Origin of the sequence: Streptomyces sp. NBC_00316 (assembly GCF_036158715.1) — a bacterium.
GTDB lineage: Bacteria > Actinomycetota > Actinomycetes > Streptomycetales > Streptomycetaceae > Streptomyces.
Genome location: NZ_CP108023.1, coordinates 8,386,072 through 8,408,825 on the forward strand (window position 1 = coordinate 8,386,072; position 22,754 = coordinate 8,408,825).

At 68.4% G+C, this 22,754-nt stretch carries 19 protein-coding genes and 2 pseudogenes; 11 read left to right on the top strand and 10 right to left on the bottom strand.

Annotation, left to right across the window (positions count from 1 at the left end):
• Positions 1-57 precede the first annotated feature (57 nt).
• The 5 genes from OG878_RS37475 to OG878_RS37495 all read left to right on the top strand — a co-directional run bounded on the left by OG878_RS37475 (position 58) and on the right by OG878_RS37495 (position 5,062).
• The gene (locus tag OG878_RS37475) at positions 58-459 is read left to right on the top strand and encodes a YciI family protein (protein ID WP_328890901.1); all 402 of its coding nucleotides are present in this window, start codon (positions 58-60) and stop codon (positions 457-459) included.
• Entirely contained in the window at positions 456-1,691 is a 1,236-nt protein-coding gene (locus tag OG878_RS37480) for an RNA polymerase sigma factor (protein WP_328890902.1), read from the top strand. The genes OG878_RS37475 and OG878_RS37480 overlap by 4 nt, the downstream gene beginning before the upstream one ends.
• Before the next feature lie 346 nt (positions 1,692-2,037).
• Positions 2,038-2,418 (top strand): tetratricopeptide repeat protein, encoded by a 381-nt coding sequence (locus OG878_RS37485; RefSeq protein ID WP_328890903.1) that lies wholly within the window; start codon positions 2,038-2,040, stop codon positions 2,416-2,418.
• A gap of 439 nt (positions 2,419-2,857) precedes the next feature.
• Positions 2,858-3,283 (top strand): STAS domain-containing protein, encoded by a 426-nt coding sequence (locus OG878_RS37490; protein WP_328890904.1) that lies wholly within the window; start codon positions 2,858-2,860, stop codon positions 3,281-3,283.
• Positions 3,284-3,670: 387 nt separating this feature from the next.
• Positions 3,671-5,062 (top strand): NAD(P)/FAD-dependent oxidoreductase, encoded by a 1,392-nt coding sequence (locus tag OG878_RS37495; protein ID WP_328890905.1) that lies wholly within the window; start codon positions 3,671-3,673, stop codon positions 5,060-5,062.
• An 85-nt stretch (positions 5,063-5,147) separates the two neighbouring features.
• Here OG878_RS37495 and OG878_RS37500 read toward each other — a convergent pair whose 3' ends face one another.
• The 3 genes from OG878_RS37500 to OG878_RS37510 all read right to left on the bottom strand — a co-directional run bounded on the left by OG878_RS37500 (position 5,148) and on the right by OG878_RS37510 (position 7,488).
• Entirely contained in the window at positions 5,148-5,759 is a 612-nt protein-coding gene (locus OG878_RS37500; RefSeq protein ID WP_328890906.1) for a hypothetical protein, read from the bottom strand.
• A gap of 409 nt (positions 5,760-6,168) precedes the next feature.
• Positions 6,169-6,462 carry a hypothetical protein gene (locus OG878_RS37505; protein WP_328890907.1) on the bottom strand — a complete coding sequence of 98 codons (294 nt, stop codon included), beginning with the start codon at positions 6,460-6,462 and terminating at the stop codon, positions 6,169-6,171.
• A gap of 135 nt (positions 6,463-6,597) precedes the next feature.
• Positions 6,598-7,488 (bottom strand): sigma factor, encoded by an 891-nt coding sequence (locus tag OG878_RS37510; RefSeq protein ID WP_328890908.1) that lies wholly within the window; start codon positions 7,486-7,488, stop codon positions 6,598-6,600.
• A gap of 635 nt (positions 7,489-8,123) precedes the next feature.
• On the opposite strand from OG878_RS37510, the gene OG878_RS37515 reads away from it, so the two are divergent.
• The 4 genes from OG878_RS37515 (at position 8,124) to OG878_RS37530 (ending at position 12,516) form a co-directional block, all read left to right on the top strand.
• Entirely contained in the window at positions 8,124-8,393 is a 270-nt protein-coding gene (locus OG878_RS37515; RefSeq protein ID WP_328890909.1) for a WhiB family transcriptional regulator, read from the top strand.
• A 401-nt stretch (positions 8,394-8,794) separates the two neighbouring features.
• Positions 8,795-10,423 (top strand): cytochrome bc1 complex cytochrome b subunit, encoded by a 1,629-nt coding sequence (gene qcrB, locus OG878_RS37520; RefSeq protein WP_328890910.1) that lies wholly within the window; start codon positions 8,795-8,797, stop codon positions 10,421-10,423.
• 90 nt (positions 10,424-10,513) lie between these two features.
• Positions 10,514-11,464: an alpha/beta hydrolase gene (locus tag OG878_RS37525; protein WP_328891513.1), complete on the top strand. Its 951-nt coding sequence runs from the start codon at positions 10,514-10,516 to the stop codon at positions 11,462-11,464.
• 209 nt (positions 11,465-11,673) lie between these two features.
• The gene (locus OG878_RS37530; RefSeq protein ID WP_328890911.1) at positions 11,674-12,516 is read left to right on the top strand and encodes an alpha/beta fold hydrolase; all 843 of its coding nucleotides are present in this window, start codon (positions 11,674-11,676) and stop codon (positions 12,514-12,516) included.
• 240 nt (positions 12,517-12,756) lie between these two features.
• Here OG878_RS37530 and OG878_RS37535 read toward each other — a convergent pair whose 3' ends face one another.
• From OG878_RS37535 to OG878_RS37550, 4 genes are all read right to left on the bottom strand, one after another.
• The gene (locus OG878_RS37535; RefSeq protein ID WP_328890912.1) at positions 12,757-13,359 is read right to left on the bottom strand and encodes a YceI family protein; all 603 of its coding nucleotides are present in this window, start codon (positions 13,357-13,359) and stop codon (positions 12,757-12,759) included.
• A gap of 319 nt (positions 13,360-13,678) precedes the next feature.
• Positions 13,679-14,425 carry an SDR family oxidoreductase gene (locus tag OG878_RS37540; RefSeq protein ID WP_328890913.1) on the bottom strand — a complete coding sequence of 249 codons (747 nt, stop codon included), beginning with the start codon at positions 14,423-14,425 and terminating at the stop codon, positions 13,679-13,681.
• A gap of 281 nt (positions 14,426-14,706) precedes the next feature.
• Positions 14,707-16,407 carry an L-aspartate oxidase gene (locus tag OG878_RS37545; RefSeq protein ID WP_328891514.1) on the bottom strand — a complete coding sequence of 567 codons (1,701 nt, stop codon included), beginning with the start codon at positions 16,405-16,407 and terminating at the stop codon, positions 14,707-14,709.
• 167 nt (positions 16,408-16,574) lie between these two features.
• Positions 16,575-17,807: an NAD(P)/FAD-dependent oxidoreductase gene (locus OG878_RS37550; protein ID WP_328891515.1), complete on the bottom strand. Its 1,233-nt coding sequence runs from the start codon at positions 17,805-17,807 to the stop codon at positions 16,575-16,577.
• A 257-nt stretch (positions 17,808-18,064) separates the two neighbouring features.
• Here OG878_RS37550 and fdxA point away from each other — a divergent pair.
• Positions 18,065-18,382, top strand: a pseudogene (gene fdxA, locus OG878_RS37555) (ferredoxin); the annotation flags it as partial.
• 347 nt (positions 18,383-18,729) lie between these two features.
• Here the strand turns inward: fdxA and OG878_RS37560 are convergent.
• Both OG878_RS37560 and OG878_RS37565 read right to left on the bottom strand, forming a co-directional pair.
• Positions 18,730-19,626 carry an RNA polymerase sigma-70 factor gene (locus tag OG878_RS37560; RefSeq protein ID WP_328890915.1) on the bottom strand — a complete coding sequence of 299 codons (897 nt, stop codon included), beginning with the start codon at positions 19,624-19,626 and terminating at the stop codon, positions 18,730-18,732.
• 107 nt (positions 19,627-19,733) lie between these two features.
• Positions 19,734-20,531: a class I SAM-dependent methyltransferase gene (locus tag OG878_RS37565; protein ID WP_328890916.1), complete on the bottom strand. Its 798-nt coding sequence runs from the start codon at positions 20,529-20,531 to the stop codon at positions 19,734-19,736.
• A gap of 51 nt (positions 20,532-20,582) precedes the next feature.
• On the opposite strand from OG878_RS37565, the gene OG878_RS37570 reads away from it, so the two are divergent.
• A complete protein-coding gene (locus OG878_RS37570; RefSeq protein ID WP_328890917.1) occupies positions 20,583-21,386 on the top strand; it encodes an HAD-IA family hydrolase in 804 nt (267 codons plus the stop codon).
• Between the two features lie 192 nt (positions 21,387-21,578).
• On the opposite strand, the pseudogene OG878_RS37575 reads toward OG878_RS37570, so the two are convergent.
• Positions 21,579-22,712 (bottom strand): annotated as a pseudogene (locus tag OG878_RS37575) (2-oxo acid dehydrogenase subunit E2); the annotation flags it as partial.
• Positions 22,713-22,754 lie beyond the last annotated feature (42 nt).

The window sequence follows — 22,754 nt, forward strand, 5'->3', positions numbered from 1 at the left end:
CCGTTCCGTCCCTAGGGTGAGTGCGTCGCACAGGACGCAGCGAACACGGGAGTCGGCATGCCGAAGTTCTTGCTCATGGTCAACCACGACGGTGGAGTCGTCGAGGAGCCCATGGACGAATGGGAGCCGGGCGACATCGCAGCGCACTTCAACTACTACGAGGTGCTGACCAAGGAGCTGACCGCCAGCGGGGAGATGGTCCAGTTCATGGCGCTGGCCGACCCCCGGCTGGCCAAGATCGTACGGTCCGACGGTGGTGCGGCGCCCCTGGTGACCGACGGCCCGTTCGCCGAGTCGAAGGAAGTCCTGGCCGGGTTCAACGTCTTCGACGTCGAGTCCGAGGCCCGCGCTCTGGAAATTGCCGCGCGGATCTCCGCCGTGCCCGGCCCCGGCGGGGTGCCGACCCAGCAGCCGGTCGAAGTACGGCAGGTGATGAGCGACTCCCAGGGCGAGCTGTGACCGGACACCCCGGCTTCGAGGACCTGCTGCGCTCTCTGGCGCCGCAGGTCCTGGGCGTGCTGGTGCGGCGGACGGGGGACCTCGACGCGTGCGAGGACGCCGTGCAGGAAGCCCTCATCGCCGCCGTCCGGCACTGGCCCGCGGACGGCGTACCGAGCAATCCCCGCGGCTGGTTGCTGCAGACCGCGACGCGGCGGTACGTCGATCAGGTACGCAGCGAGCAGGCACGGCAACGACGCGAGGAGCGCATGGCCCGGGAACCGGCTGCCGGCAGTGCCCCCGCCGGCGACGACACGCTCATGCTTCTGTTCATGTGCTGCCACCCCGCGCTCACGCCCGCTTCGGCGATCGCGCTGACGCTGCGTGCGGTCGGTGGACTGGCCACCACCGAGATCGCAGCCGCCTACCTGGTGCCGGAGGCGACCATGGCGCAGCGCATCAGCCGGGCGAAGCAGCGCGTCAAGGCATCGGGCCGTGGATTCGACGTGCCAGAGCCGGGGGTGAAGGACTGGGCGCCGCGACTGCGTTCCGTCCTGCATGTGCTGTACCTGATGTTCAGCGAGGGTTACACCACGACCCAGGGCCCCGCGCTGCACCGTGCCGACCTGTCGGGCGAGGCGATCCGACTGGCCGGACAGGTGCACCGGATCCTGCCGCTCGAGGCCGAGGCGACCGCTCTGCTGGCCCTGATGCTGCTGACCGAGGCGCGCCGCCCCGCCCGCACCGGCCCGGACGGGGAGCTGGTTCCCCTGGCCGAGCAGGACCGCACCCGCTGGGACCGCCGCCTGATCGGCGAGGGCGCCGCACTGCTCGCTGCCACGATCGGCAGCGGACCGCCCGGTGAATACCGGCTGCAGGCGGCCATCGCCGCCGTCCATGACGACGCGGCCCACGCCGCGGACACCGACTGGTCGCAGATCCTCGGCCTGTACGGGCTCCTCGACCACGTGGCGGGCAGCCCTGTCGTCACCCTCAACCGGGCGGTCGCACTCGCGATGGTCGAAGGCCCCGCCGCCGCACTTGCGCTGCTCGACGGACTCGACACGGAGGACGGGCCGCTCCACGGCCACCACCGTGTGCACGCCGTGCGGGCACACCTGCGCGAAATGGCAGGCGACACCGCGTCCGCACTCGTCCACTACCGTGCCGCAGCGGCCCGCACCACCAGCACACCCGAACAGCGCTACCTGACCACGAGAGCCGCCCGGCTGCATTATTCCGCACGCAGCTGAGCGAGCGTTCGGCTGAGCCGAAGGCCCGGTACGAGCGGGCGGTCCGCCGGTTCGGGCGGTCCGCCCGGTCGACGTGCGAAGGACTTCCGGGCGGACTCCGCTGTCCACGGTGCCCCGGCCACCGGCTCCGTCGCGGATGACGGGGCCGGTACGTGGGCCGGACAGGTCAGCCATTGCACCCTCCGCCCGGATGGCAGCATCACGAACCGAAAGCAAATGATTTAAGCTTCAACGAAGTGTGATGATGCAAGCGAGGGGCTCATCGGCTCCTCAAGCCGCGGAACGGCTGGGGCGCAGGTAGCCCGGGCCGCTGAACGATTGCTCGGGCAGGGAAAGGGAGAACGTGATGGCCGGTATGCAGGGAGTGAACTGGAACGAGCGGCGGCAGTATGCGCGCAGTCTCTTCGCATCCCAGCAGTACCGCGCGGCCTCACGGGTGCTCGCGGACCTGGTTGCCGCCACACCCCGCAACCTGGACCTCCGGGTACTCCTCGCCCGGTCGTACTACTACACGGCGCAGCTCGCCCCGGCCGAGGCGGAGCTGCGCGCAGTCCTGCGCGCCGAGCCCGACCACCCCTCGGCCCACCTCACCCTCGCCCGCGTCCTGGAACGCCAGCACCGCTGCTCCGAGGCCGCTCCGCACATGAGGTTCGCGGACAGGATGAACGCACGGGACCTCCTTGCCCTGCGGCACCCCGACGGTTCGTATCCCCGAGTGGCTGCCTGAGGTACGGGTCGCTTCTCCCGTCGGAGTTCCTGGGTCGTCGCAACGGGCAGCCGACTGCCGTGTGCCGGCCAACCGAATCAGGGGCAAATGACTGACGTGTCACAAAGTGCGGGCATGGTCGGTCGTACTGGGAAAGCCCGTAACCACAGAACGTCGATTCTCGATGGTTCTCGTGATCGACACGGGAGGGACCGGTGTTCGCGCCACCCTCACGTCGGCCATGGCAGGTCGTCTCCGAGTCCGGTCCGACAGCGATCATCAACCCCTGATCCGGGAATGCTCCTGATCATGATCGGCTCGGAAGTGAGTGGCGTACCCCATCCGCCAGTTCCTCACACGCTGTCATCCCTGCATCTGCGAGGAGACGCGACCGGGATCGTTCGTCATCCGGCCCTGGGCCCACGGAAGCGGGTACCGAGCAGCAGGAGAGGTGAGTCCGATGGCCCCGTACTCCCACAACCAGTCCGCGACCCCGTGCCCTTGCTCCGACGTGCCCGGTGCTCTGCCGAACACGTCCTCGGGTAGCAGGCCGTTCGGTATCCACGTCACGCGTATGCACGGCAGTGGCGTCGTCATTGCGGTGACGGGCGCCGTCGACTCGACTACCGTCGACGCGCTGAGAGCCGCCGCTCTGGAGGAAATCGCTGCAGGCGCCCGGAGATTGGTACTGGACCTCTCATCCCTGGACTTCTGGAACCTCAACGGCATGGGAGCTGTCGCCGCCGCGTACCGCAGCGCGACCCACGTCGGCGCGTCGGTCGCCCTTGCGGGTCTCTCACCGACGTTGGAGAAAAGGTATCGGCTGACGGGGATGGACAAAGTGGTGCCGCTCCACCGTGACGTGTGCGCGGCCCTTGCTCCATAGGACGGTTCGCGCTGCATCGGCCGGCGGCCCGGCACCTGAACCGCCCCACGAGCAGACCGTCGGCCACGAGTCGATTCCGACAGGCCACGCAACGGCCCCGAAGTCCGCCGTGAGAAGCAATGACCTCTTCTGCGCCCACGCGCAACCCTCTTGTGCCTCGAGGCTCGCCGACGCTGGAAGATCGGCCCTGACCCGACGGACGGATCGGGGCCGTCGCGACCGCTGCGAGTGCCTGCGGGGAGACGGCCGTTGCTTCCGGCGGCTCATGGAGGTCAGCCCCGGATCGCCGCCGGTGCGGCGTGGAAGCGTGGCGGAACGGGCAACGGATGTCACAACAAGGGCTCGTGCTCTGTCTCTACTGGTGGGACCAAGAGAACAGAGGACACCGTGCGTGAGATTTTGATAGTTGGTGGCGGCTACGCGGGCTTCTACACCGCCCGGGGCCTGGAAAGGAAGTTGCGCCGGGACAAGGTGCGCGTCACCGTCATCGACCCGCGCCCGTACATGACGTACCAGCCGTTCCTGCCGGAGGTCTTGGCAGGGTCGGTGGAGGCTCGTCACGCCGCGGTGTCACTCCGACGGCACCTGCACCGCACCCGGCTGATCTCGGGGACGGTGACGGAGATCCGCGACAGCGACCGCAGCGTCACCGTCCGGCCGGAAAGCGGACCGGACTATCGACTGAACTACGACATCCTTGTGGTCACGGCGGGGGCGGTCACCCGTACGTTTCCCATAGCGGGACTGAGCGAGCACGCCTTCGGCCTGAAGCACGTCGAGGAGGCCGTAGCCATCCGCGACCGGCTGCTGACCTCGTTCGACCGTGCGGCAACACTGCCTCGTGGCCCCGAACGTCGAAAGCTCCTCACCGTCACCTTCGTCGGGGGCGGCTTCTCCGGTGTGGAGGGTTTCGGTGAGTTGCTGTCGCTGTCATCCGCACTGCTGAAGCACTACCCGGAACTCGATGAGGGAGAAGTCCAGTTCCACTTGGTCGAGGCACGCGACCGGATTCTCCCCGAGGTCAGCGACCGGCCCGGCGCATGGGTGGTCCGCTCCCTGGAGAAGCGCGGGGCGCACGTGCACCTGAACGCCCAACTCGTCTCCGCCGAGGGCGGCCATGTCGTGCTGTCGAGCGGCGAGGAATTCGATTCGGAGTTGATCGTGTGGGCTGCCGGCAACGCGTCCAATCCCATCGTTCACAACCACACGGACCTTCCGGTCGACCAACGTGGTTTGCTCGTCGTACGTGCGGACCTGCGTGTGGGTACCGAGACGGACGTGGTGGCGGACGTGTGGGCGGCAGGCGACGATGCGGCCGTGCCTGACCTGGCGGCAGGGCGGCCCGGGGCGTACACGGTGCCGAACGCCCAGCACGCGGTGCGTCAGGGCAAGCGCCTGGCGAAGAACATTGTGGCGACGCTGCGGGGCCGGCCTGCCAAGAACTATGTCCACCACAGCCTCGGAGTGGTGGCTACGCTGGGCCTGGGGCGAGGCATCTTCCAGTACCGGGGCCTGGTCATCAAGGGCTTTCCGGCCTGGCTCATGCACCGCGGTTACCACGTGCTCGCCATACCGACGTGGGAACGAAAGGTCCGCGTGCTCGCCGTGTGGATCACCGCGGCACTGTACGGACGGGACGTCGTCTCCCTCGCCTCGGTGCAGCACCCCCGCGAAGCTTTCGTGTCCCGGGGAAACCCCCGTCACGGCGAGCAGCCGACCGACGCTCCGTCCCGTGAGTCGGTCCCTTCGTCCCCGCACGCCGTGGTGGGCGACGCGTGAACACAGACGGGGTCTGATCACGACGAGTGTTGCCTCGCACGACCGCCGCAGCGTCGGGGCGGCACCGTCTCGTTGCGGCGGCTCCTCAGGACTTCTTGGCGCGGTAGAGGCCTCGTCCGGTGCGGCGGATACGGGAGGCGCCGACCAGGCGGTCCAGGGTGCTCCTGACCGTGTTGATGGTGCCGCTGTCGGTGTCACGGCCGAGAAAGGCCGCCACGTCGCGGGCGCGGACGTCGACGTTGCCGACTCCGGCGAAGTACTCCAGGATCTGCTCGGTCAGTTTGCCGTAGCTCGTGTCACCGTCGGTGGCGGTCCGGGAACCGGTCGTTGCGCCGGCGCCGGCGCGGCCGGCTGGGGGAGCGGGCTTTCGGGCATCGGGCCGGCGCTCCGGCTGCCGGGCCCGGAGTGCGGGCGCGGCGTCCGGCCGATTCGTGGGCAGTGCGTCCGCCTGCGCCTCCGCGGGTGAGGGAGCCGTGCCGTGGTCGGCCTCTGCGGTGCCGGCCGATACCGCCTCACCCGTCTCGGACATCAACGCCTGGAGGGCGCCGAGGGCGCGCTGGACGGAACCGAGATGGGCGACGACCGCGGCCAGTTCCCTTTCCAGCGCCTGCCTTTGGACTTCCAGGCGGGCCAGGTCCTCCTGGAGACTCTCGGCGGTGATCTCGATGTTATGTGCCGTGCGGGCTGCGGAGACCATGTGTTCCTCTCGTCCTCAACCTTTCGCGTTCCCGCCTGGCTCACCTGCGATGTCACTCGAGCCGAACGCCGGGACGGGTCCCCCGAACATCATATGTCGGCGTGCTCGGCCCGTAGGCAGGTCACGCGCCGACCACACGTAGTTGTCCAGGTCTGCCGACCACGACACTGTGGCGATGCTTGGGACCATGCACAACGAGCATGGACGGTGTCTCGTTCCCTTGTGACTGTTGTCCCTCGGGAAGCGCAACGGGTTCGAGTCGGGCCGAAGGGAGCGAAGGAACGCTGCCCCCTGTGGCGGGCCGTCGGCAGGTGGGTGATTGACACCGTCTACCGGTCCCCGGGTGCCGATGGTCTCGTCGTCGGCACGGGTGGGACACTCGACTTGTCAGGGGTGGCTCGGTGGCATGTCAGGGGTGGCACGACGGGGAAGTGTCGAGCCACCCGAGGCCGGCGTCGTCCGCGTGGGGAACAGCACTGTTCCGGCCGGGGAATTCGTCCTGCTCTGCTTGCTCCTCGGCCCTGGCGGGGGACGTCGAGCCGTGCAGCCGGCGCAGTTCTTCGGAGACCGCCTCGATGCGTGCGTCGACCGTGTCGAGTGCCTCTTGGAGCATCCGCAGACGAGCCTCGAGCAGGGCGGCCTCCGCTGCCAGCGACACGCTGGCGGCGGCGGGATCGGAGTGGTGGTCACGGTCTTGAGGCATCTCGTGTCTTTTCTTCGGCTCGATCCGGGAGTCTTGCGAAACCCGTGATGTTCCATGCGGACCCTGGCTCTTCATCAGGCCCAGGGGACGCACCCGGTCGTGCGCCGCCCCCGCCTCGATACCGCACGTCGTTCTTCATTCCCCGGGTGCCGCGGGCGGGCCGGGCGGGTTCCACGAGCGCAGCTTGTCGGGGTTGAGGATGACCCAGACCTGGACGACCTGGTCGCCGGCGATGTCCAGGCTGATGACGGCTGCGACCTGGCGGTCGTAGCGGATGACGAGGCCGGTGCGTCCGTTGACGGAGTGGGTGTGCAGGGTGGTGCGTGGGCACCGGGCCATCAGAGTCAGCATGCTGCGGGCGACCTGCTGGTTGCCGTGGACGGGTTTGACGAGGGCCCGGACCTTGCCCCCGCCGTCGAAGAAGGCGGTGGCGTCGAGCGCCAGGAGGGCCGCCAGTCGTTCGGTGTCCTCGGCCGTGCAGGCCTGCTGTACCGCGCAGGCCACCACGTCGTGCTGAAGCGGCGTGGTGGACCGTGAGCGCCGGGCACGCAGACTGCGGCGGGCGCGGTCGGCCAGTTCGGCGCACTCCGGCTCCGGTCGGCCGACGATGTCGGCCACCGTACCCGGGGCCATTCCGAAGACGTCGTTGAGCACGAACGCCGCCCGCTCGGCTGGAGACAGGGAGTTCAGGGCCCTCAGCAGAACTTCACTGGTCTCCTGCTCGAGCATCCTGTATCGCTCAGCCCCGACCTCGCCGGTGTGTTCCTCGGCCGCACGGGAGCTCCTACGATCGGGCAGGCGCAGCCGGGTCAGGCAGATACTGCCCGCGACCCGCGCCAGCCAGGCACGCGGTACCGCGATCCGGGCCCGCTCCGCGTCGGACAGCCCGTACCACCGCCGGTAGGTCTCCTCAACGACGCCCTCGGCCTCACCGCGACTGCCCAGCATCCAGTAGGCGACATCCAGCAGATGGCGCCGCTCCTCCAGCAGCTCCGCGATGGGCACCGCGTCATCGGCACGGTCCATACGGCATCCTCCCTCTCGAACGGCACCCCGCGACACGGCCGTCGCACCGAGCGGCCCTGCCGGGGACCACACGGCTCCGGCGGATGCGTCGGCCGCGGGCAGACGTCCGCTCCGCCTCGGTCCACTCGATCATCAGACCGGACAGGCCCGGTACTTGTGACATCAGCGCGTCCGTGTCTGGAGAGGTGCGGTCCTCCTGGGCCGGCCTTGGCGCTGCACTGCCGTGGACCTGGCCTCTGCCCCCGCCTGTCGGCGAACGTCGAAGCCCTCGCACGGCCGCCCCTGGACCGGTCTCCGGAAGGCTGTGCCGCACTGAAGCCGGACGCGTACTCGGCGGGTGCGGCCAATCATCATGCGCACATCCCGTTCGGTGTCACATACGTGCGGGTCGCTCGGTCTTCTGTGCAAGAGACCGTGTCTCGCTTCATACGGCACCAGGAAAGATCGTGGGCGCAGTGCGCGGAGCCTTCGGACACTGCGGTCGTGAACAGCCACCGTGTACCGGTGCAATCACCGGTGACATGAATCGGCTTTCACGGGAGATGGGGGATCGGGCTCTTCGCGCGTGAGGATTCTTCCGCGCAGCGATCCGAGCCGTTGAATTCTTGTCCATCACTCATTGCAGGAGGTACTCCATGGACTGGCGTGAGATGGCGATCTGTCAATACGAGGATCCTGATCTCTTCTTTCCCATCGGAAACGTCACCAGTGGTCCGACGCTCATTCAGATAGATGAGGCGAAGGCCGTGTGCCATCGGTGCCCCGTGCTGAAGCAGTGCCTGAACTGGGCCATCAAGGTCGATCCGCTGGAGGGGATCTGGGGCGGCACCACCGAAGCGGAGCGCCGAGCGATGAGGGGCCGCACGGTGCGCGCGTCCCGGAACTCGAAGGAAGCAGCGGCCTGACCACCCCGCCATCCGCTCCGGTACGTCACATCTCCACGGTCCGGTCGGTCATATGAGGGAGAGCAGTTCGCGAATCCTGCCCAGGAGTTGCCGCGGCCATACGGAGGGTGACGGACACCCGTCACGCCGTGGTGCGCGTGCGACGCCTCATGTCGCGCATCGACCGTGCACGGCGACCATCGACCCGAGCCCATGGGGCTCGGCATTGCACCACACGGACGGCACCCCAGTACCTCAACCCGTCAGAGATCAACCCCGGTGCGCCGGTTCCGCACCTTCGCATGCCCGCGTGCGCTCAGTCCGGCGCGAAGACGTGGGCTGCGGTCGAGCGTGCAGATTGCGCGGCCTGCGAACTCGTTCGGTAGCGAGGCGCTGACAGCGATTCAGAATGAGTGAGGTAAATGGGAAACGAGAGCCGGCAGACCGAATCACGGCACATACGTAAAGGGGACCGGATAGCCGAGTGGGCCGATGCCCGGCTGGGCACCCGCGGCCTGGCCAAGACCACCATGCGGAGGGTCTTCCCCGACCACTGGTCCTTCTTGCTGGGAGAGATCTGTCTCTACAGTTTCCTCATTCTTGTCCTCACGGGCGTATATCTTTCGTTCTACTTCCACCCCTCGTCGGAACAGATGGTGTACCAGGGCGGCTATGAGCCCTTGCAGGGGCGGACGGTGTCGGCGGCGTTCGACTCGACCATGCACATCTCCTTCGACGTCCGTGGCGGCCTGCTGATCCGACAGGCCCACCACTGGGCGGCGCTGATCTTCGTCGCCGCCTTGTTCGTGCACATGATGCGGGTCTTCTTCACGGGGGCGTTCCGCAAGCCGCGCGAGCTCAACTGGGTCCTCGGCTTCCTGCTGCTGATCGTGGCCATGTTCGGAGGCCTGACCGGATACGACCTGCCCGACGATCTCCTGTCCGGCACCGGGTTGGCCGTCGTGAACGGCACCCTCCTGTCCGTGCCGATCATCGGCACCTACCTGTCGATGTTCCTCTTCGGCGGTGAGTTCCCGGGCGATGACCTGGTGGCTCGTTTCAACACGCTCCACGTTCTGGTGATCCCGGCCGCCATGGTGGTATTGATCGCTCTCCAGGTGGCTCTGTCCCTGCGGCACAAGCACATGCAGTACGCCGGCCCCGGACGCACGAACAAGAACGTCGTCGGCCTGCCGTTCCAGGTGTACGTGGTCAAGTCGGCGGGATTTCTCTTCATGGTCGCCGGAGCCGTCTTCGTCATGGCGGCGATCGCGCAGATCAACCCCGTCTGGCGGTACGGGCCCTACCGTGCCGATCAAGTGGCAGCAGGATCGCAGCCCGACTGGTACATGGGAGTGGCCGACGGGCTACTGCGCGTCATGCCCGGCTGGGAGATCAGCGCCTGGGGTCATACGCTCGCCCTCGACAACATCATCCCGCTGGTAGTGGGCCTCGGCCTCTTCCTCGTACTGGGCGTATATCCCTTCGTCGAGGCATGGGTGACCGGTGACGACGGTGAGCACCATCTCCTGGACAGGCCGCGCAACAGGCCGGTGCGTACGGCCTTCGGTGCCGCATGGCTGAGCTTCTACCTCATGGCGCTCGTCGGCGCCGCGAACGACCTGATCGCCACCCACTTCCACGTCTCCGTCAACACAGTGACGTGGGCGGTCCGCATCGGCCTGTTCGTCGCGCCCCTCGTCGTCTTCGTCGTGGTGAAACGGCTGGCCCTCGCTCTCCAGCGGAGTGACCGCGACAAGGTGCTGCACGGCCGCGAGACGGGCGTCATCAAGCGTCTCCCGCACGGTGAATTCGTCGAGGTGCACGAACCGCTCAGTCAAGAGCGACTGCACGCACTCACGGCGCACGAGCAGTACCAGCCCCTCACGCTCACCCAGGTGGGAAGTGCGAACGGCAGGCCCACCCGGACCCAGCGGTTGCGGGTCAGGATGAGCCGTGGCTTCTACGGGCAGGGGACGCAGATCGCCAAGCCCACCGAGCGGGAGTACCGGGAGATCACGGGCGGTTCGCGGTCACGATCTCATCAGTGATGCATCACTACATGTCACATCTTTGGTCGATGAATGGTCATAAGAGTGAAAGCTTCACTTGGGATCGCTACACGCTAGGAGAACGAAGTGGTGAACAAGCCGGTGCTTGAGTCTGCGGCTGGGGAGCTCGCGCGGGCGACGGCCAGTCCGCCGTTCTTGTACGAGTTGGGTCCGGAGGGTGCCCGGAAGGTCCTCGATGATCTGCAGGCGGCGCCCGTCGAGAAGCCCGAGGTGTGGGAGAAGTGGGTCACGGTGCCGGCGGAGGTCGGTGAGGTGGCGGTGCGGATCGTCAAGCCGGCCGGTGCCCGGGGTGTGCTGCCGGTGGTCCTGTACGTCCATGGCGGTGGGTGGGTGATCGGGAACGCGGGTACCCACGATCGTCTGGTGTGCGAGCTGGCGGTCGGTGCGAATGCGGCGGTGGTGTTCGTCGAGTACGACCGCTCCCCGGAGGCCAGGTACCCGGTGGCCATCGAGCAGGCGTTCGCGACCGCTCGGTGGATCACGGAGAACGGTGCCGAAGAGGGGCTGGACGTGTCCCGGCTGGCCGTGGCCGGTGATTCGGTGGGCGGCAACATGACCGCGGCGCTGACCTTGATGGCCAAGCAGCGCGGTGATGTGTCCTTCGTGCACCAGTCGCTGTACTACCCCGTCACGGACGCGGCCCAGGACACCGCGAGCTACCGGGAGTTCGCCGACGGCCCGTACCTCACCGCGAAGGCCATGGCCTGGTTCTGGGACTGCTACACCACGGACCCGGCCCAGCGGGCCGAGATCACCGCGTCGCCCCTGCGGGCGGGTCTGGAGGACCTGGAGGGTCTGCCGCCCGCGCTCGTCCTGGTCGACGAGAACGACGTCCTGCGCGACGAGGGCGAGGCATACGCCCGCAAGCTCACGGAAGCCGGCGTCCCGACCACCAGCATCCGCTACAACGGCACCCTGCACGACTTCATGATGCTCAACCCCATCCGGCCCACGAACGCGGCCACCGCCGCGATGCACCAGGCCATCACCACCCTGCGCAGCGCCCTGCACACCGACTGAGACCGAGCCCCTGCGGCAGCGTGCGAGCGATTCGCCCTGCCGGGCCGTGTACGAACCAGCCGCGCAGAACACCATCCACGCTGCAGCTTTCACCGTGCCCACGGGCGCGTTCCCGTCGGACTCGGTACGCGACAGCGTGCTGGCGCACAACTCCTGCCGTTCCGTCCCTGTGGACCCGGCTGTATCAATCCGCCTCGAAAGGCCCTGACATGAAACGACCCTCGTTCCTCCGGCGTGCCCGTACGCCCCTGTCCCTGGTGGCCACGGTGGGCGTCGCCGGCGCTCTGCTCGCCGTGTCGGTCGCTCCGGCGACCGCCGGCAAGGGACCGTCCTCGTCCGGCCCCAAGCCGACGGTGGTCCTCGTCCACGGCGCGTTCGCCGACTCCACCAGCTGGAACGCCGTCGTCAAGCGGCTCAAGCAGGACGGCTACCCGGTGGTCGCCGCGGCCAACCCGCTGCGCGGGCTGAGCAGCGACGCCGCCTACCTCAAGGACCTCCTCGCGGGCATCGACGGGCCCGTCGTGCTCGCCGGCCACTCCTACGGCGGATCGGTCATCAGCAACGCCGCCACCGGCACCGGGAACGTCAAGGCACTGGTGTACATCGCCGCCTTCCTGCCCGACAAGGGAGAGAGCGCGATCGACCTGTCCGGCAAATTCCCCGGCAGCACACTCGGCGAGGCCCTGCGCCCGGTCCCGATCACCCTGCCCGACGGCTCCCAGGACGCGGACCTCTACATCGAACAGGCCAAGTTCCACCACCAGTTCGCCGCCGACGTCCCGAACGACACCACCGACCTCATGGCGGTCACTCAGCGACCGGTGACCAACTCCGCCCTGCAGGAAGGCGCCTCCGAGCCCGCCTGGAAAACCATTCCGTCCTGGTCCCTCGTGGCCACCCAGGACCTCAACATCCCCCCGCAGGTCCAGAGGTTCATGGCCGAGCGCGCCCACGCGCACACGGTCGAAGTCCGCGCATCGCACGCCGTGAGCGTCTCGCGTCCCAACGACGTCGCCCACATCATCGAGGAGGCCGCGCGGACGGTCCACTGACCGACCGGCAGCCCGTCGAGGGCGGGGTGGCTCCCATGTGCCACCCCGCCCTCGACGCGTGCGTGCGGGACCGATGGGACTGCGTCCCGTTGTTGTTCATGCGCGTCCTGTTCGCCGTCGCGGGGCATCCAGGGTGTTGGTGCGGCCCTCACGCAAAATGGGTGACCGGCACGTCGGACGCCGGTCGTGGGGCCCGTGGGCCCACGACCGGCGTCCGACGTGCCGGTCTGCGTCCCGGCGTCAGGTGCCGGCGGGACGGTGGAAGACCTGCACCGCCGAGATGTTCAGGACCAACGTCACCACGTCGCCGACGAGGACGCCGCCCGTCTCCAGCGACGCATTCCAGGTGAGTCCCCAGTCGGAGCGCCTCAGGGCGGCCCTGCCCTCGAAGCCGACCCGGTTCTGCCCGTCGGTATCCCGGCAGGCGCCGCCGAACTCCACGTCGATGCCGATGGGGAGCTCGACGTCCTTGATCCTGAGGTTTCCGAGCACACGGAATGCGTCGTCTCCGGCCGGGACGATGCCGGTCGAGTGGAACGTCATCAGGGGAAACGTCGCGGAGTCGAGGAAGGAGGGGCCTCTGAGGTGCATGTCACGTTCCTGAGCGCCCGTGTCCAGACTCAGAGTCTGAACACTCATATACGCCTCGGACCGGGACGGCTGGGACTGGTCGAGCTTCAGCAGGCCTTCGAAGGTGTCGAATTTCCCGTGCACTTTCGAGATCATGGCGTGCCGGACGGAGAAACCCACCGTGCTGTGGACCGGATCGATGATGTAGAAACCGGTCAGGTCGTCGTACGGGTCGGCACTGGAGTTGATGGACCGATCGCGGATTTCGAGCATGACGAACCGCATTCCTCGCGCTGGTGACATCGGGTGAGGGCAGAATTCGGCGCGGCTCGGACGGGCCGTCGCACATCGACGGCCCTGCTTGTCCAGAGCGCTGCCGGCGAGGGGCGTCGGCATTACGACGCCCGGTACTCGGAGCGAAACCGGCGCGTCGTTCCGCCGTGCGGACCACTGGGCCACGTTCCGTGCGGTCAGGATGACCGGCTGGAGAGGTCCCGTGCGGTCAGGGACGAGCGGCCGGAGAGGTCCCGTGCGTTCAGGGGTGACCGGCCGGAGCGTGTGGGTGGCCCCTCGCGGGGCCACCCACGAGGACTCACTGCTGCTGTGCGAGCCAGTCGGCGAACCGGGTCTCAGCGATGGTGGCGCCGGACCCGGGGAGAAGGGTGGTCTCCTGCAGCACGGCATCGAAGTACGGAGCCTGCGAGTCCGTGACGACCGTGCGCGGGTCGTTCTTGGCGGCGAGGCCCTTGCGGATCAGTTCGTCCAGCTGGAACGTGTCGGGGCCGGCCACCTCCACCACGCCGTTGACGGGCGTGCCCACCGCCGTGCGCCCCACGGCGGCGGCCACGTCGTCGGAGTGGATGGGCTGAATCTTGGCGGGGGCCAGACGCACGGTGTCGCCGTCGGTCGCCGCGGCCGCGATGCCCTTCATGAACTCGAAGAACTGCGTGGCGTGGACGATGGAGTACGGAATTCCGGAGTCCTTGATCAGTTCCTCCTGCGCCTGCTTGGCACGGAAGTAGCCGCTGTCCTGGAGCCGCTCCGTGCCGACCACGGAGAGCGCGACATGGTGATTCACACCGGCGTCCGCCTCCGCCTTGAGCAGGTTGGCGGTCGAGGTACGGAAGAACTCCATGACGGCGTCGTCCTCGAACGAGGGAGAGTTGGACACGTCGACCACCACGGAAGCCCCCTGCAGTACCTCGTCCAGGCCCTCACCGGTGAGCGTGTTGACGCCGGTGTTGGGCGCGGCCGGCACCGCCTCGTGGCCGTGTTCGTTGAGCTTGCCGACCAGCTTCGAGCCGATGAGGCCGGTACCACCGATTACTACGACCTTCATTAAAGGGATCCTCTCGGAGGTTCTCCGAATGCGTGGCGGGCGGCCCCGGAACAGCCGCCCGCCGGCACCGGTTATTTTTGCTTGTACTAGAAAAGACAGGAAGGCGACTGTATTTGTGACAGGGCGCCCGGGCGGATCTCAGAGTTTCCGTCCATGAGCGTGGCGATCTCCCGCACAACGCAAGGCGTTGCACCATGCGTTGTGCGAGGTGATCGAGCGCACGCGGGCATCGCCGGGCACACGGCCGCGGGCGGTGTCACCGGAAAGCGGTGCTCAGGAGGTCACTCGGCGAGCTTGCCGTCGGTCGAGACGTCCTCCATCAGTGAGGAGATCTCGTCCGGGACGGGGGGAATGTTCTCGCGGGTGATTCCCGCGCTCGGGGACCACACGAGGTTGACCTGCAGAGCCGGGTCCATGTCGGGGTAGTCGCTGCGGTTGTGGCAGCCGCGGGTCTCACGGCGTTCGAGTGCCGCTTCGAGTGTGGCCCGGGCGGCCAGGGCGGCGGACTTGAGGTCGAAGGCGTGCGCGAGATCCTGGTAGCCGGCGATGTCGGGATGGACACCGACGTCCTGCATCCGCTTCTCGATTGCGTCGAGTTCCGCCAGTCCGGCGCGCAGCCCTTCCTCGTTGCGTACGACGCCCGCGTGTTCGGTCATGGTGGTGCGAATGGCGCGTTGCAGTGCGCGCACGTTCTCCGGCCCGTCCGCGGCGAGCAGGCCGTCGACCTCCGCCCGGGCCTCGGCCACCGCGTAGGCCGACCGCGGCTGCGCGGTCAGGGACTCGGAGTAGGCGGCGGCCGCCTGTCCGGTGATGCGACCGTAGACCAGCAGCTCGATGAGGCTGTTGCCGCCGAGCCGGTTGGCGCCGTGCAGGCCGCTGGACGCCTCGCCGATGGCATAGAGGCCGCGGACGTCGGTGCTGTGGTCCTCGGGCCGGACCCAGACCCCGCCCATCGAGTAGTGCGCCGTGGGCGCGACCTCGATCGGCTCGCGGGTGATGTCCAGCATCTGCAGGTCCAGGAGCGTCTGGTAGACCCGGGGGAGCCGGGTCATGATCGTCTGCCGGGGGAGGTGCGAGACATCGAGCCATACCCCGCCGTTGGGTGTGCCGCGTCCTTCCTTGATCTCCGTGAAGGAGGCCAGGGCCACACGGTCGCGGGTGGACAGTTCCATCCGCTCGGGGTCGTAGCGGTTCATGTAGCGCTCGCCGAGCGCGTTGCGCAGGATGCCGCCCTCACCGCGTGCGGCCTCGCTGACGAGGGTGCCGGCCGCGTTCTCCGGCTCGATGATTCCCGAGGGGTGGAACTGGACCAGCTCCGGGTCGCGCAGGCGGGCCCCGGCCTCCACGGCCAGCCGGAACGAGTCACCGGTGTTCTCGTCGCGGCGTGAGGAGGTGCGCCGCCAGATGCGGGTGTGGCCGCCGGCCGCGAGGATGACGGCGTCGGCGTGGATGAGGTAGCGGGTTCCGTTCGTGAGGTCGAAGCCGTAGGCCCCGAACACGGCACCGTCGTGGACCAGCAGCCGGGTGATGTAGACGCTGTCGAGCATGGGAATGTTCAGCTGGCCTGCGCGCCTGATGAGTGTGCGCTGGATCTCCAGGCCGGTGTAGTCGCCGGCGAAGGCGGTGCGCCGGAACTTGTGCGCGCCGAAGAACCGCTGGGAGATGCGGCCGTCCTGCTCCCGGGCGAAGGCCATGCCGTAGCGCTCCAGGTCGTCGATGCCCAGGGCGGCGCCCTGGGTGACGATCTCGGTGGTGCGGGGGTCGGCGAGCAGGTAGCTCTCCTTGAGGGTGTCGGCGGCGTGCTGCTGCCAGCTGTCCTCGGGGTCCATCGTGGCCAGGGCCGCGTTGATCCCGCCGGCGGCGAGGGCCGTGTGGGCGTCCTCCTTGGCGCGCTTGCCGACGGTGAGGACATCGATACCGGCCTCGGCCAGCTCGATCGCCGCCCGCAGGCCGGCACCGCCGGTACCGATCACCAGCACCATGGTGGAAAGACGTTGTTCGGTGGCTGCCACGATTGCTCCGATCGTTTGGTTGGTCATTGAGTACGACCGCGGCCTCGGGGTGTTTGTGACACCCGCTCCACGGACCTGACCTGCCCGGGCCGCACGCGCACCCACGTGTTCAGCCCGGCGGCAGGCAGGCCCGGGTGTCAGGGGAGAAGGCTGTCGAGGGCGACGGCGGGATCGGCGAGGAGGGTGTCGTCGACGTCCGAACCGGATTCGATCAGGGCACGGATCGAGTCGATGACGTCCCACACGTTGACACTCATCCCCGCCAGGACGCGGTTCCCCGACATCCAGAAGGCGATGAACCGCCGTTCGGCAACCTGGCCGCGGAAGACGACACGGTCGTAGCCGCCCGGTTCCGTGTACCCCGTGTACTCCATCCCGAGGTCGTACTGATCGGTGTAGAAGTACGGCAGCCGGTCGAACACGGCGTCCTCGCCGAGCATGCCCAGCGCGGCTGTGCGCGGCTGGTGCAGGGCATTGGCCCAGTGCTCGACGCGGAGGTGGCGTCCGAGCCGCGGGTGGTAGGCGTTGGCGACGTCACCCGCGGCATAGATGTCGGCCACCGAGGTCCGCAGGTGCTCGTCGGTGACGATGCCGTTCCGCACCTCCAGGCCCGCTTCCTGGGCAAGGTGCACATTGGGCGTGATGCCCACGCCCACGACCACGGCGTCCGCGGGCAGATGGGTGCCGTCGGCGAGCAGCACACCGTCCGCGTGGCCGTCGCTGCCGGTGATGCGTTCGACTTCGGCGCGGGGGTGGAGCCGCACGCCGTGGTCCTGGTGAAGACCGGCGAACACTTCGGCCGCCTCCCGCCCGAGGACCTTGAGCAGCGGCAGCTCGGAGTGCTCGAGCACCGTCACCTCGGCGCCGGCCGTTCGGGCGGCCGCGGCGGTCTCGAGGCCGATCCATCCGCCCCCGATGACAACGATCCGCGCTCCCTCGGTGAAGGCTGTCTTGAGCCGCTGGCTGTCCCCGACGCGGCGCAGGTACAGGACGTTGTCGAATTCCGCTCCGGGAACGGACAGCCGGCGCGGGGACGAACCGGTGGCCAGAAGCAGCTTGGCGTAGGGCACACGACGTCCGCCGTCCAGTTCGACCTGCCTGGCCCGTGCGTCGACAGCCGTCACGCTCGTGCCCAGGAGCAGGTCGACGTCGTGCTCGCGGTACCAGTCCGCGGGGTGCACGTAGATCGAGTCCCGTTCCTCCTTGCCGAGCAGGTAGCCCTTGGAGAGCGGCGGCCGGACGTACGGCCGATCCTGCTCGTCGCCGATGAGGAGGATCGGGCCGCGGTGGCCGTGCTCCCGCAGCGCCTCCGCCGCCCTGCCGGCGGCCAGGCCGCCACCGACGATGACAAAATTATTCACAGGGGACACGGCGTTCCTCGTCTCGATGTCGCGTGCTGCGAGCCATGGTGGGGCAGTCACTTCAACAGACCGTGTGCTCACACGGTCTGTGACACCTGAGGGCGAACCCGGACACACCGGCGGCGGGGCGCGGCACCCTGCCGGGCGCGCGGACTCCACGATGGTTTGTTGTCACAACATCACCGGTTCGCCGGTCATACGGCTGGCAGGACGAACTGCACCGGTCGGTCCCGCGGACGTCTCCGTGGATGGCGAAGGAGGAGAAGATGACGTACGTCATTGCGCAGCCCTGCGTCGATGTCAAGGACAGGGCCTGCGTGTTGGAATGCCCGGTGGACTGCATCTACGAGGGCGAGCGGACGCTCTACATCAACCCCGCGGAGTGCGTCGACTGCCACGCCTGTGAGCCGGCCTGTCCTGTGGAGGCCATATTCCACGAGGACGAACTCCCGCAGTACTGGGCGCATTACCTGACCGTCAACGCCGAGTACTTCGACCCGCCTTCCGGCGCGGACGGCGAGCCGCCGGCCACCCATGGAGACCACCCGCTGGTCGCCGGGCTGCCCCCGCAGAGTTCGTCCCACAAGAAGGACATCGCCGTGTTCACCATCCGCAAGGAAGAGGCCGCCGACGCCGACCTGTGGTTCCCGTCCTGACGGGCGGCGTCGCGTCAGACATCACCAGGAGCGAACAGGGGGTCGCTTCCCGCCGCCTGGAGTGTGAATCCAGGTGCGGTGCCCCCGATTGCCGGGTTGGGGCCGGTCGCGGTCGATGTCGAGGGTCAGGACATTTTCCAGACCGAGGGGATTCCCGGACTGTGCCCCGGTGACGAACGCGTTCCCCATCCGCCGATGGTCCGCCATGCGCGTTCCGTGGAGTTCAGCCCTTCCGAGGGCAGGCCGAACGAGCCGGCCGCCCCCCGAGCGGATACTCAGCCGCTCAAGGACGCCACGTAGGGCGCCAGCTTGGCCGGATTCAGCACCCACAGGATCCGGTCGATCCCATCCACGGACACGTCGACGCACAGCAGAGCCACGGCGTCTGCGCCGGCCGAGACGAGGACGGCAGGCTGCGCGTTGGCCTCCACCCACCGGATCTCGAGCGGGGGCCAGAAGCGTGGGGCGAAGGCCGCAAGGTACTTGGACACATGCAGACGTCCGACGACCGGGAACTTCGACGCTCCGCGCATTCCTCCGCCGTCGGTGTAACTGACGACGTCCGCCGCGAGCACACTCTCGAGCGCCGCCAGATCGCCCGTCCGCGCGGCGGCGAGAAAGACCTCCATCAGGCGCCGGTGGTCGGCGCGGCTGACGCGCTCCCTGCGCTCGGCGGCCACATGCTTGCGCGCGCGGCTCACGAGCTGGCGGGTGTTGGCCTCGCTCGTCTCCAGGATGCCCGCGACCTCCTTGTAGGGGTAGTCGACGGCCTCCCGCAGCACGTAGGCGGCTCGCTCCACCGGGTTCAGCTTCTCCAGGAGGAAGAGGACCGCCAGTCCCAGTGCTTCGGCCCGTTCCGCGCCCAGTTGCGGGTCCGGGCCGGTGTCAACCGGCTCGGGAAGCCATGGCCCGACGTACGACTCCCGCCGCATCCTGGCGGACTGGGCGAAGTTGATGGCCAGACGGGTGGTGACCGTGGTCAGGAAGGCCGTCGGCTCGACGATGTTCGCGCGGTCCGCGTTCTGCCACCGGAGCCACGCCTCCTGCACGATGTCCTCGGCTTCCACCGCACTGCCGAGCACGCGGTACGCCATGCCGAAGAGTTGCGGGCGTGCCGCGAGGAAGTCGCGTGTGGCCTCGTCGTGGGCGCCGCCTTCGGCCTCCGAGTGCATGGGTGTCCCCTTCAGGCGTCGTCGCCACCATGCTACAAGCCGCTGGAACGGCGTGCGTCTGCGGCCGGGCAGCGAGTCACACCGGTCACCGTCCACCGGACACAGTGTCACTCATTGTGCGCTCGGGGGACACGGGACGCGGACAGGTGCCCCGACCCGTGCCCGACGAGGCCCACGGCGAGCACCGTAGGATCGTCCCGTCCGGGCAGCGGAACGAATCCGTGCGCCTTCAGACCATCGATCACCTCGGCGCGGGACGTCGGCCACACCCAGAATGTCTCGGTGTGCTCACGCAGCACACCCTCCGCCCCGCACACCCAATAGTCGAAACGTGAGCGGATCCGGTTTCCGTCCGCCGACATCACCATGCGCCCGCCGTACTCGTGCCGGCCGACCCTCTGCGCCGGGAAGACCCTGACGATTTCCTCACCGGGAAGGCCGGCGGGCGGCAGCTGAAGGAGCAGTGAACCGCCGGGAACGAGCGCGCGGGCGATCGCCGGCCACAGGGCGCTCCGCGCGGCGGGATCCAGACAGGCGACCGTGTTGTGGCAGACGGCCACGTCCGCGACCTTGTGCAGCTCCGCCTCGTCCAGCGTCCCGGCGTGGATGGTGACCCGGGCCCGCAACTCCGGGGGCAGAGAGGCGAGGCGCGTCATCAACGGGGCACGCATGGCGCGGGCGGGCTCGACGGCGTGTACCCCGACTCGCGATTCGGCGAGGCTCATCAGCGTCACACGTCCGGTACCCGCTCCGACATCCAGCACCCCCGATCGGGCATTGCGTACGTCGTGGCCGTAGAGGTGACGGACCCTTGCCGCGTCCAGCGGGGCCTGCAGGACGTCGTAGAACTCGGCGCTGACCGCGTAGCCGGTCCGAGGCAGTCGCACCGTTTGCGATCCGGACATGACAGTGTGCATACCCGGTAAGACAGGTCATGCGTCGTTTCTGTGACAGACGTGCCGGGCTCGTTCGGCCTGCCCCAGGCGGTCTGCGTGTCACACGACGCACCCCTGATCTGTCTCTCTGTCTGCGGCCGTTGGGCGGTGCCCGGCGTTGTCCGCGACAGGAACACAGATCAGGAAGGGTGCGACAACGTGCCGAGAACTTGCCTCATAGTCGACTTCGGCGGTGTGCTCACGACGTCGCTCGGCCAAGCCGCGCGTGGTTTCGAAGCGCGCGAAGGACTTCCGGACGGCGCGGTCGATCAGACCTGGTACGCGAATCCCGCGATGGTCCGGCTCACCGGCGACCTCGAATGCGGCAGGATCACCCAGGGCGGGTGGAACCGTCGGGCGGCCCGAGTGCTGGGCGTGGACGACGACAATCTCCTCGGCCGGATCTTCGCCGACCTTCGCCCCGACGAACGCATGGTGGCCGTCGTGGCCAGGGCACGCGCCGCGGGGCTGAAAGTCGGCCTCCTGTCGAACAGTGTGGGCCTGGCGCCCTGGGACATGTACCGGGGAGTCGACCTCGGGACGGCGTTCGACGCTGCTCTCCTGTCCGAGCAGTGCGGTCTGCGCAAGCCGGAGCCGGAGATCTACGAAATCCTGCTCAAGATGCTCGGTGTCCCCGGCGAGGAGTGCGTCTTCGTCGATGACAACGAAGGCAACCTGCCGCCTGCCGAGGCACTCGGTATGGGAACCGTCCTGCACCGGGAGGCGGCACGGACGATCCCGCGGCTCGAAGAACTGCTCGGGGTGTCGCTCGGCGCCGGCCGTCGCCCGGGCGGGCCTCCCCCGGCCGCCCGTCGACGCATCTGACGGCGGTACGACGGAACCCCACCACCTCGTGCCGCGATGCGTCGCGGAAGTGCCGCGAACGGTACCGAACTGCGTGACCAGACCCGTCGGCCCCGGCGCGCAGACGCGATCAGGGCCGACGAACAGGTCCTTCTCCAGGGTGAATCCGGTGCGGCGCCGGACCGACTGTGTGACGGCGCCGCACCGACGCCCTCAGGAATCCCCGGCGGGCAACAGGTCGTTGGCGAATGCCGCGGTCTCCAGCAGCGCCTTGACCGCGGTCAGATAGCGGGCGGCGTCGGCGCCGTCCACCAGGCGGTGGTCGTACGACAGCGACAGGTGAACCAGGTCGCGGATACCGATCACCGTCTCCCCGCCGGCCTCGACGACCGCCGGGCGCTTGACCGTGGCGCCGATGCCCAGAATGGCGACTTGACCCAGCGGCACGATGACCGTGTCGAACAAGGCGCCACGGGAACCAGTGTTGGAGATCGTGAAGGTGGCGCCCACCACGTCGTCAGGGGTGAGACGGCCACCGCGGGCCCTGTCCGCCAGTTCCATGGTCGCCCGTGCGATGCCCGCGATGCTCAGGTCGCCCGCGTGCTTGATGACCGGCGTCATCAGCCCCTTCTCGGTGTCCACCGCGATGCCGATGTTCTCTTCGTCGAAGTACGTGATGGTGCCTTCGTCGTCGTTGATCCGGGCGTTGACGGCGGGGTGCGCCTTGAGGGCCTGGGCCGCCGCCTTGACGAAGAACGGCAGGGGCGACAACTTGACGCCTTCACGGGCCGCGAAGTCCTCTCTCGCCCCGGCGCGCAGCCGCATCAGCCTGGTGACGTCGACCTCGACGACGGTGGTCAGCTGGGCCTGCTCGAGGAGGGCCTTCTTCAGCTTGTCGCCGATGACCTTGCGGATGCGGGTCATCGTGACCGTCCGGCCCCGCAGCGACGACGCCTCCACCGGAACCTGCCGGCCGGAATCAGTGACGCCGGGACCTGGGGTGGCCGAGCCTCGCGTGGCGAGAACCGGTGGGGCTCCGAGGGGCTGAGGGGGCGCCACGGGGGCCGGAGCATCGTTCACGGGCGACTGGACCACCGGTTCGGACGGCGGCGCAGCGGCGTCGGGTACACCGATGACGGCGAGCGCGGCGCCGATCTCGGCGGTCTCGTCCTCGGCGACGGTGATCTCCAGCAGGACGCCGGCGACGGGGGAGGGGATCTCGGTGTCCACCTTGTCGGTGGAGACCTCCAGCAGGGGCTCGTCGACCTCGACGGTGTCGCCGATCTGTTTCAGCCAGCGGGTGACCGTGCCTTCGGTGACGCTCTCGCCGAGGGCCGGCAGGGTTACGGGAATTGCCATGATCTGGGGTTGCTCCTCACGAATCCGCAG